Below are 11,005 nucleotides of genomic sequence, written 5' to 3'. Positions count from 1 at the left end.
GCCGCGTCCGCCAGCGACAGCACCCCGGCCACATGCGCCGCGGCCAGCTCACCGATGGAGTGACCGACCAGCACGTCAGGCCGTATCCCCCACGCCTCCACCAACCGGAACAACGCCACTTCGACAGCGAACAACGCAGGCTGGGCATAACCCGTGGCGTTCAACGCATCCGCATCCTCGCCCCACATCACCTCACGCAACGGCCGATCCAGATGCCGATCCAGCTCAGCAACCACCGCGTCCAAGGCCTCGGCGAACACCGGGAAGGCGTCGTACAACCCACGCCCCATCCCCAACCGCTGAGCCCCCTGCCCCGTGAACAGGAACGCGGTCGTGCCCCGGGCCGCCACCCCGCGCACGGTGCCCGTAGCGGTCTCGCCGGCCGCCAGTGCGGCGAGGGCGGTCAGGCCGGTCTCGCGGTCGGGGGCGAGGACCACCGCGCGGTGCTCCAGGGCGGCCCGGGTGGTGGCCAGCGAATAGGCCAGGTCCAGGGGGGTGGACTCGGTGTCGTTCTCCGTGAGGTGGGTGTGCAGCCGCAGGGCCTGACCGCGCAGGGCGTCCGCGCCGCGTCCGGAGACCGGCCAGGGCAGCAGCGGGGCCGGCCCCCTCGGGCCCGTCTCCGACGCCGAACCGCCCGGCGCCTCCCCGGAGTCCGTCGTCTCCCCGGAGTCCGTTGCCTCCTCGGCGTCCGGGGCCTCCTCCAGGATGACGTGGACGTTGGTCCCGCTGACGCCGAAGGAGGAGACGCCGGCGCGGCGGGGCTGGTCGGTGCGGGGCCAGTCGCGGGCCTCGGTCAGCAGGCGTACGTCGCCGGCGGCCCAGTCGACGTGGGTGGAGGGCTCGTCGACGTGGAGGGTCTTGGGCATGACGCCGTGCCGCATCGCCATGACCATCTTGATGATGCCGCTGACGCCGGCGGCCGCCTGGGCGTGGCCGATGTTCGACTTCACGGAGCCGAGCCACAGCGGGCGGCCCTCGGGGCGGTTCTGGCCGTAGGTGGCGAGCAGGGCCTGTGCCTCGATCGGGTCGCCCAGGGTCGTACCGGTGCCGTGGCCCTCGACGACGTCGACGCGGTCGGCGGCGAGCCCCGCGTTGGCGAGGGCCTGGCGGATGACGCGCTGCTGGGCGCGGCCGTTGGGGGCGGTCAGGCCGTTGCTGGCACCGTCCTGGTTGACGGCCGAGCCGCGGACGAGCGCGAGGACGGGGTGGCCGTTGCGGCGGGCGTCCGACAACCGCTCCAGCAGGAGCACGCCGGCGCCCTCGGACCAGCCGGTGCCGTCGGCGGCGTCGGCGAACGCCTTGCAGCGGCCGTCGGGGGCGAGGCCGCGCTGGCGGCTGAAGGCGACGAACGGCGAGGGGGTGGACATCACCATGACGCCGCCGGCCAGGGCCAGGGAGCACTCGCGCTGCCGCAGCGCCTGCGCGGCGAGGTGCAGGGCGACCAGCGACGACGAGCACGCGGTGTCCACCGTCACCGCGGGGCCCTCAAGGCCCAGGGTGTAGGAGACACGGCCGGAGATGACGGCGGCGGCGTTGGCGGTCGTCATGTAGGACTCGGCGACCTCTCCGGCGGCGCCGATGAGGTACTCGTAGTCCTGGATGCCGGAGCCGGCGAAGACGCCGACGGGTTTGCCGCGCAGCGACTCGGGGTCGATGCCGGCCCGTTCGAACGCCTCCCAGGAGACCTCCAGGAGCAGCCGCTGCTGCGGGTCCATGGTCAGCGCCTCGTTGGGGCTGATGCCGAAGAACCCGGCGTCGAAGGCGGGCGCGTCGTGCACGAAGCCGCCTTCGTGGACGTAGCTGGTGCCGGTCCCGGTCCCGGATTCCTGGCCGGCGCCGCTACCGGTGCCGGCGCCGGTGAGGGCGTCGAGGTCCCAGCCGCGGTCGGTGGGGAAGGAGGTGATGGCGTCGCGTCCTTCGGCGACGAGCCGCCACAGGTCCTCCGGGCCGGTGACGTCGCCCGGGTAGCGGCAGCTCATGGCGACGACGGCGATGGGCTCGTCGTTCTGGTTCTCCACTTCCTGCAGCCGTCGGCGGGTCTGGTGCAGATCAGCCGTGACCCGCTTGAGATAGTCGAGGAGCCTGTCGTCATTGGCCTTGGCCATCGTGGTCCCACCGTGTCCTTGTGAAATGCCGGATGCCGTACGGATGCGGAGTGGTCGAACGCCGGACGCCGGACCGCTTGCCGCTCGGGTCGGGTTCGGGGCGTGCGCCCGTCAGGAGAGGCCGAGTTCGTTGTCGATGAACGCGAAGACGTCGTCGGCGGAGGCGGTGTCGAGCTGGTCGCCCAGGGCGTCGTTCTCGCCGCTCGTGCCGAGGGTGTCGGTGAGCCGTGCGAGCAGGCTCCGCAGGCGGGTGGTGATGCGGGTGCTGTCGATCTCCTCGGGAGCCAGGCCGTCCGCGGTCAGCTCCAGCCGGTCGAGCTGGGCGAGGACGGGCAGTTCGCCGTCGTCGCCGCCCTGGGCGCACAGTTCGTCCCACAGGTGGGCGGCGAGCGCGTCGGGCGTGGGATGGTCGTAGACCATGCTGGTGGGGAGGGTTCTCCCGGTGGCGGCGGTCAGCCTGGTGCGCAGATCGACGGCGGCGACCGAGTCGAAGCCGAGGTCGTCGAAGCCGCGCTGCCCGGGGATGTCGGCCGGGTCGTCGTAGCCGAGCAGCGCGGCCACGTGGGTGCGGACCAGGTCCAGGAGGGTACGGCGCTGCTCGCTCTCCGGCATCGCGGCGAGCCGTGCGGTCAGGCCGTCGCTCTGTCCGGTGCCGGCCGGTGCGTCCGCGGCGTCGAGGACGGCGCGGGCCTCGGGGAGGGCGGCGAGCAGCGGGCGGGGGCGGGCGAGGGTGTAGGTGGGGGCGAACCGCGCCCAGTCGAACGCGGCGACGACGGCGTGGGCGGCGCGGCCCGCGAGGATGCGGCGCAGGGCGCCCAGGGCGAGCCGGGGCTCCATCGCGGGGGCGCCGATGCGCCGCATCATCGCGGCGAGTTCGGCGTCGACCATGCCGCTGTCCCAGGAGCCCCAGGCGATGGAGGTGGCGGCCAGGCCGCGGGCGCGGCGGCGGTGGGCGAGACCGTCCAGGAAGGCGTTGGCGCTGCCGTAGGCGGTCTGTCCGGCGCTGCCCCACACGGCGGAGCCGGAGGAGAACAGCACGAACGCGTCCAGCGGTGTGTCGTGCAGGAGTTCGTCGAGGTGCAGGGCGCCGAGGTTCTTGGCGGTGGCGACCTCCGCGAACTCGGCGAGACCGAGGTCGGTGAGCGGGGCGATGCGCTGCGCCAGGCCGGCGACGTGCACGACGGCGGTCAGGCCGGACACCGAGGCGAGCAGGGCGCGTACCGCCTCGCGGTCGGCGACGTCGCAGGCCGCCACGGTGACCCGGACGCCCGACTTCTCCAGCTCCGCCGCGAGGTCGGCGGCCCCGGGGGCGTCGGCGCCGCGCCTGCTGGTCAGCACCAGGTGTTCGGCGCCGTCGGCGGCGAGGGCGCGCGCGACATGGGCACCGAGTCCGCCGGTGCCGCCGGTGACGAGGACGGTGCCGCGCGGCTGCCAGGCCCGCTCCGGGTCGGGCCGCTCGGGTCGGGTCATGCGGCGGGCGCGCGTCCCGGAGCCGCGGACGGCGATCTGGTCCTCGCCGGTGGCGCCGGCGAGGGTGTCGCACAGCCGCCGCGCTGACCGCTCGTCGGTGGGGTCGGCGAGGTCGGCGATGCCACCGAAGGTGTCGGGGGCGTCCAGGGCGAGCCCGCCGGCCAGGCCCCACAGCGCCGTCTGGTACGGGCTGACGGGGCGGGCGGCGGCGTCGGTGTCGTCGACGGCGACGGCGCCGCTGGTGACCAGCCACAGCGGGGCGCGCCACGCCCGGTCGGCCAGGGCCTGGGCGAGGGCGACGGTGTCCGCGAGGCCCCGGGAGACGGCCGGGTGGGCGGGGTGCGGTGTGTCGTCGAGGCCGAGCAGGCAGAGCACGCCGGCCGGCTCCTCCTCGGGTGGCAGGGCGGTCTTCTCGGCGAGCAGGGCGGCCAGGGCGGTCCGGTCCTGTCCTCTGCCGGTCTCGACGGTCAGCGGGCGGGCGCCCCGCTCGGTCAGGGCCGCGGCGAGCACGGCGGCGGACCCGGCGTGGGCCGCGGGGTGCACGATCAGCCAGGTGCCGTCGAGGGGGGCGGTGTCCGGTTCGGGTACGGGCTGCCAGCTCACCCGGTAGCGCAGGGCGTCGACCTCGGCGGTCTCGCGGGCACGGAGCCGCCAGGCCGACAGGGCGGGCAGGACGGGCGCCAGGGCGGCCGGCTCGATGCCGAGTCGCCGCGCGAGGCCGGCGCTGTCGTCGCGCTCCACGGCGTCCCAGAACTGGGCGTCCCCGGGACCGGCGTCGGCCGTGGCCGCGCTCGTGGCAGCTTCTGGGGTGGTGTCGGGCCGCGCCCAGTAGTTCCTGCGCTGGAAGGCGTACGTCGGCAGGTCGACCCGCCGTGCGCCGGTGCCGTCGAAGTAGGCGGCCCAGTCGACCCGTACGCCCCGGGCGTGGGCGAGGGCGACGGCGGTGGCCAGTTCGCGTTCCTCGGGACGGCCCCGGCGCAGTGCGGGCACGAACGCGGGGGGCTCCTCCTGCCCGTCGGCCGGGCCCGTCAGGTCGGACGGGCCGGACAGGCCGGTCAGGCAGTCGGGGCCGAGCGGGGACAGCGCGGCGTCCGGGCCGAGTTCGAGGAAGGTGTGGACGCCCTTGTTCTCCAGCACCCGTACGGCGTCGTGGAAGCGGACGGTGCCGCGGACGTGCCGCACCCAGTACTCGGGGTCGGCCAGCTCGTCCGGGCCGGCGAGTTCGCCGGTCACCGTGGAGACGACGGGGATGCGCGCCGTGCCGTAGTCGAGCTGCCGGGCGATCGCCCGGAACTCGTCCAGCATCGGTTCCATCAGCGGCGAGTGGAAGGCGTGCGAGACGGCGAGCCGCTTGGTCCTGCGGCCCAGGGCACGGAAGTGCTCGGTCAGGGCGGCGACGGCCGCCTCGGCGCCGGACACCACGACGGCCTGCGGGCCGTTGACCGCCGCGATGCCGACCGGTTCCGAACCGGTGAGCAGCGGCAGGACTTCGTCCTCCGAGGCCTGTACGGCGACCATCGCGCCGCCCTCGGGCAGCGCCTGCATCAGCCGGCCCCGGGCCGCGACCAGCCGGGCCGCGTCCTCCAGTGACAGCACGCCGCTGACGTGCGCGGCGGCGAGTTCGCCGATCGAGTGGCCGACGAGGTGGTCGGGGCGGATGCCCCAGGACTCGACGAGCCGGTAGAGGGCGACCTCGAGGGCGAAGAGGGCCGGCTGGGCGTGCCCGGTGCGGTCGAGCAGCTCGCCGTCCTCGCCCCACATCACCTCACGCAGCGGGGTGTCCAGGTGGGCGTCGAGCGCAGCGACCGCCTCGTCGAAGGCCCGGGCGAAGGCCGGGTGGGCGGCGTGCAGTTCGCGGCCCATGCCGGTGCGCTGGGCGCCCTGCCCGGTGAACAGGAACGCGGTCAGCGCGTCGGGGCGGGCCGTGCCGGTGACGGTGGCGGGCGCGGGGGCGCCGTCGGCGAGGGCGCGCAGCGCCCGTACGGCCTCGTCCCGGTCGGCGGCGACGACCACCGCACGGTGCTCCAGGGCCGCCCGGGAGGTGAGGAGCGAGTGGCCGACGTCGGTCAGCCGCGGGTCCCGGCCGGCGTCGAGCCACTCGGCGAGCCGCGCGGCCTGCGCACCCAGGGCGTCGGCACGGCGGGCGGAGACGGCGAGCGGAACGGCGGCGGCAGGCGCAGTGGGCCGTACGGCGGGGGCGTCCGGGGAGGTGCCGGGCTGCTCCTGCGACACGACCGCCGCCGGAGCCTGCTCGATGATCACGTGCGCGTTGGTGCCGCTCATGCCGAAGGAGGAGACACCCGCGCGGCGGGGCCGGCCGTGGTCCGGCCAGGCGATCGGCTCGGTGAGAAGCCGGATCTCGCCCGCGCTCCAGTCGACCTTCGGGCTCGGCCGGTCGACGTGCAGGGTGCGCGGCAACACACCGTGCCGCATCGCCATCACCATCTTGATGACCCCGCCGACCCCGGCCGCCGCCTGCGCGTGCCCGATGTTCGACTTGAACGAGCCCAGCCACAGCGGCCGGTCGGCGTCCCGCCCCTGCCCGTACGTCGCCAGCAGCGCCTGCGCCTCGATCGGGTCGCCCAGCACCGTGCCCGTGCCGTGCGCCTCGACGGCGTCGACCTCCGCGGCGGTGAGCCCGGCGGAGGCCAGCGCCTGACGGATGACCCGCTGCTGCGAGGGCCCGTTGGGGGCGGTCAGGCCGTTGCTCGCACCGTCCTGGTTGACGGCCGAACCACGGATCACGGCGAGCACCGGATGCCCGTTGCGGAGCGCGTCGGAGAGCCGCTCCACCAGCAGCATGCCGATGCCCTCGGACCAGGTGGTGCCGTCGGCGGCGGCCGCGAAGGACTTGCAGCGCCCGTCGGGTGCCAGCCCCCGGTCCTGGCTGAAGCCGACGAAGGAGTCCGGGCTCGCCATGACGGTGACACCCCCGGCCAGCGCCAGCGCGGACTCCCCGTCGCGCACCGACTTGACCGCCAGGTGCAGCGCGACGAGCGAGGAGGAGCAGGCGGTGTCGACGGTGACGGCCGGTCCCTCCAGGCCGAGGACGTACGCCACCCGCCCGGACGCCACGCTGGCCATGCTGCCGGTGCCGCCGCTCGGGTAGTCGTGGTAGACGACCCCGGCGAACACACCGGTGCGGCTGCCCCTGAGCGAGGTCGGGTCGATGCCGGCCCGCTCCAGGGTCTCCCAGGCGACCTCCAGCATCAGCCGCTGCTGCGGATCGGTGTCCCGCGCCTCACGCGGGCTGATCTTGAAGAAGTCGGCGTCGAACTCCCCGGCGTCGTGCAGGAATCCGCCCTCGCGGCAGTACGTCCGGCCGGGCGTGGAGGGCTCCGGGTCGTACAGGTTCTCCAGGTCCCAGCCGCGGCCCTCGGGGAAGTGCGAGATGGCGTCCGTGCCGGAGTCCACCAGGCCCCACAGGTCCTCCGGCGAGGCGATGCCGCCGGGGAAGCGGCAGCCCATCGCCACGATGGCGACCGGCTCCCGCGCCTCCTCCTCGACCTCCTGCAACCGCCGCCGGGTCCGCTGGAGTTCGGCGGTGGCGCGCTTGAGATAGTCCCGGAGCTTCTCGTCGTTGCTCATCGAAACCTCAACCATTTCTGAAGCCGTTCGCGGGGCGGGGACGCTGCGGGCAGGGATGGGGGTGGCGGTGGGGCAGAGGACTGGGTGATGCCGGTTCGGGGCTAGGAGATGCCGAGTTCGCTGTCGAGCACGTCGAACAGCTCGTCGTCGGTGACCGTTTCGAGGTCGGTGACGTCGGTGACACCTGCTTCGGGGTCGGTGCCGCCGCGCGGGTCGCGGGGGTCGCCGTGGGTGTCGCGCCAGCGCCGTAGCAGCGCCTCGAGCCGCTCGGTGATCCGGTCCGGACGGGGGCCGTCACCCGCACCGGGCTCCTCGCCGGCCGACGGGAACCGCGTGAGCAGGCCCTCCACACGGTCGAGTTCGTCGAGCACGGCCGCCGTCGCCCCGTCGCCCGCCGCCTGGAGCCGTTCGTCGACGAAGGCGGCGACGGACCGCGGGGTGGGGTGGTCGAAGATCAGGGTGGCCGGCAGGTCGCAGCCGGTGGCCGCGGTGAGGCGGCGGCGCAGCTCCACTGCGGCCAGCGAGTCGAACCCCATGTCCCGGAAGGCGAGATCGGCCTCCACCACGGAGACGGACGCGTGTCCGAGGACACCGGCGACATGTGTGCGCACCAGCTCCAGCAGCGTCCTGCGCCGCTCGTCCGCCGACAGCCCGGCGAGCCGCGCACGCAGCTCCCGCGCGTCCCCGCCGCTTCGCGCGTCCCGCTGCCGCTCGGCGGCACGGACCAGGGAGCGCAGCAGCGCCGGGGCCCGGTCGGGCCGCTCCCGCAGCCCGGCCCGGTCGACCCGCAGGGCGAGGAGGGAGGGGACGTCGCAACGCAGGGCGTCGTCGAGGAGGGCGAGGACGTCACCGGGGCTCATGACCGGAGAGCGGTGCTGCTGGTCGGGGATGTCGGTGCCGTGCGCGTCCTCGGCGGCCGACCAGGGGCCCAGGGCGAGGGCGGTGGCCGGGAGCCGTAGTGCGGCCCGCCGCGCGATCAGCTCGTGCACGGCGCTCGCGGCGGCGGCACCCGCTGTGTCTCCGGAGGCGGGGAGGTGGCCGTCGCAGGAGGTGACGGCCACGAAGGCGGCCAGGGCGTGGTCGCGGGTGAGTTCGTCCAGGTGACGCAGGGGGGTCACGGCGTCGCGTACGGCCTGTGCGGGGTGGTCGGTCGATGTCTGCGGGACGGCCGCCAGGTGCAGGACCGCCTTGAGCGGCTGCTCGGACGGGACGGCCGCGAGCAGGGCGGAGACGGCGTCGGGGTCCGCCAGGTCGATGTCGGCGAACTGCAGTTCAGCACCCAGCCCGGCCAGCTCGGCGCCGAGGTCCGTGCCGATCCGCGAGGGGAGGACGCCGTTCATCACCAGCCGCCGTACGCCGTGTGCGGAGGCCAGGTGCCGGGCCAGCAGCACCGCCGTCTCGGTGGGGCCGGTGATGCCGATGGTGTCGCCGGGGCCTTCGGCGTCGCCAGTGAGGCCGGTGGGGTCCGTGGGCCTGGCGGGGCTGGTAGGGCCGGTGGGGCCGACGCTGATCAACGCGGTGCCGCCGGACAGGTCCGGCCGGGGCAGGGCGGGTGTGGCGGCGCCGAGCCGGGGCAGCAGCACCGCTCCGGCCCGTACCGCGATCTCCGGCTCACCGGAGGCCAGGGCGAAGGGCAGAACCGCCCCCGACTCCGGGCCGCCGTCCGGCTCGACCAGCACGAACCGGCCCGGATGTGCGGCCTGAACGGCACGCACGAGCCCCCGCACCACGGCGTCACCGGTGAGGACCGCCAGCCGCGTGCCGGGGGTGTCACGCTCCAGATGGGTCCGGAGAGCGTCCTGGACGGCACGCGGATCGGAGGAGTCCGGAGCGCCGAGGACCAGGAAGTCGACGGGCTGCCCGGTGTACTCGGGCAGATCCAGGCCGTACGGGTCCCCGCCCACCAGCGCCGTCGTGGGCACCGGCCCGGCGTCCGGCGCGCCGGGCGCCGGGATCAGCTGCGGGCGCAGCAGTTCGCCGGAGCGCAGCGCGGTCAACTGGTCGGCCGTCACCGGCCGGCTCGCGACGGAGACCGCCGAGAACACCGGATTCCCCTGCGCGTCGGTCACGGTCAGCGCCGTACCGCCGTCGGCGGCGGGGACAAGGTGCAGCAGTACGGCCGTCGCGCTGACGGCGTGGCCGTTGTGGCCGCCGTCGTGGCCGTGGCCGCCGTGAACGGCGACCTCGTGCCATGCGGGCTGGTGAAGCGGCCCCGACCCCGAACCGGTGATCAGCTGAAGCTGGAGGGCGGCGTCCAGCAGCACCGGGTGCAGCCGGAAGCCCTCGCCCTCCCCCACCTCGGTCTCCGGCAGTTCCGCCTCCGCGAACAGTTCGTCCCCACGCCGCCAGGCGTTCCGCAGCACCTGGAACGCCGGGCCGTACCCGTGCCCTCGCGCGGTCAGGCGGTCCCGCGCGTCGGCGAGATCGACGGGAAGGGCACCGGTCGGCGGCCAGTTGGCCTCGACGAGTGCTCCATACGCCCTGTCTGCCACTTCCGCGGGCGTGTCCGCGAGAACACCGGTCGCGTACCGACGCCACGGCTGCTCCGGGGCCTCCCCGCGCACATGCACGGAGAGCGCCCGAGTGCCGTCCGCCGCGGCGGGTTCCACGACGGCGCGGAGGGTCAGCCCACCCTGCTCCGGGAGGACGAGCGGCCGCTCGACGGTCAGCTCCCGCACCCGGCGGCTGCCGCACCGCTCCGCCACCAGCACGGCGAGTTCCGCCGCACCGGCCCCCGGGAACACGACCTCGCCCAGCACATCGTGGTCGGCCAGCCACTTCTGCTCGGTGACCGAGACCCGCCCGGTGAACACCAGCGCGGCTTCGTCGGGGCCCGGCACACAGGCCCGTACGAAGGGATGGCCGACCGACTCGACACCGGCGGCACCCGCGCCGGCCACGGGCGCGGCCGGCTCGGCCCAGTACCGCTGACGTTGGAAGGGGTAGGTGGGCAGGTCGACGCGACGGGCGCCGGTGCCTTCGAACCAGGCGGCCCAGTCGACCCGTGCGCCGGAGACGTGAAGCTGGGCGAGGGCGGTGAGCAGGGTCTCGGCCTCGGGACGGTCCTTGCGCAGGGTCGGGACCACGAGCGCCTCGTCCAAGGCGAGGGTCTGCGGCACCAGTCCGGCCAGGATCCCGTCGGGGCCCAGCTCGACGTAACGGGTCACGCCCCGGGAGTCCAGGGTGCGTACGGCGTCGGAGAAGCGGACGGCGGCACGGACTTGCCCGACCCAGTACTCGGGGGACTGCCAGTCGGTGGCGGTCTCGCCGGTGACCGTGGAGATGGTGGTCGTCCTCGGCGCGTTGTACGTCAACTCGGATGCCACAGCACGGAAGTCGGCCAGCATCGGTTCCATCAGCGGGCTGTGGAAAGCGTGCGACACCGACAGGCGGCTCGCCTTGCGGCCGAGGGCTGTGAAGTGCTCGCCGATCGTGAGGACTTGGTCCTCGTTGCCGGAGACCACCACGGACGTGGGGCCGTTGATGGCTGCGATAGACACGTTGTCGGTGAGCAGCGGCAGGACTTCGTCTTCTGCCGCCTGTACGGCGACCATCGCGCCACCCTCGGGCAACGCCTGCATCAACCGTCCACGCGCTACGACCAGCCGGGCCGCGTCCACCAGGGACAGCACTCCGGCCACGTGGGCTGCGGCCAGCTCGCCGATGGAGTGACCGACGAGTACGTCAGGCCGTATCCCCCATGCCTCGACGAGGCGGAACAGGGCCACCTCGACCGCGAACAGGGCGGGCTGGGCGTATCCGGTGGCGTTGAGGGCATCGGCGTCCTCGCCCCACATCACCTCACGCAACGGCTGATCCAGATGCCGGTCCAGCTCGGCCGC

Annotated in this window: 3 protein-coding genes; all 3 read right to left on the bottom strand. The window is 74.6% G+C overall.

Going from position 1 to position 11,005, the window contains the following annotated elements; translation table 11 throughout:
* On the bottom strand, window positions 1–2,105 hold a 2,105-nt coding region (locus IE318_RS45900), incomplete at its 3' end, for a type I polyketide synthase (protein ID WP_229904165.1).
* Window positions 2,106–2,216: 111 nt separating this feature from the next.
* The gene (locus IE318_RS42725) at window positions 2,217–7,163 is read right to left on the bottom strand and encodes a type I polyketide synthase (protein WP_189908244.1); all 4,947 of its coding nucleotides are present in this window, start codon (window positions 7,161–7,163) and stop codon (window positions 2,217–2,219) included.
* Between the two features lie 101 nt (window positions 7,164–7,264).
* Window positions 7,265–11,005, bottom strand: a 3,741-nt coding sequence (locus tag IE318_RS42720) for an acyltransferase domain-containing protein (RefSeq protein WP_229904164.1), incomplete at its 5' end; no start/stop codon positions are given.

The sequence above is a fragment of the Streptomyces spiralis genome, assembly GCF_014654675.1.
Classification (GTDB): domain Bacteria; phylum Actinomycetota; class Actinomycetes; order Streptomycetales; family Streptomycetaceae; genus Streptomyces; species Streptomyces spiralis.
This window is presented reverse-complemented; position numbering and strand designations above follow the sequence as displayed.

What these genes read in the sequence shown, in the direction of transcription:
- IE318_RS42725 (WP_189908244.1), bottom strand. Translation starts at nt 7,163, where the DNA reads ATGAGCAACGACGAGAAGCTCCGGGACTATCTCAAGCGCGCCACCGCC.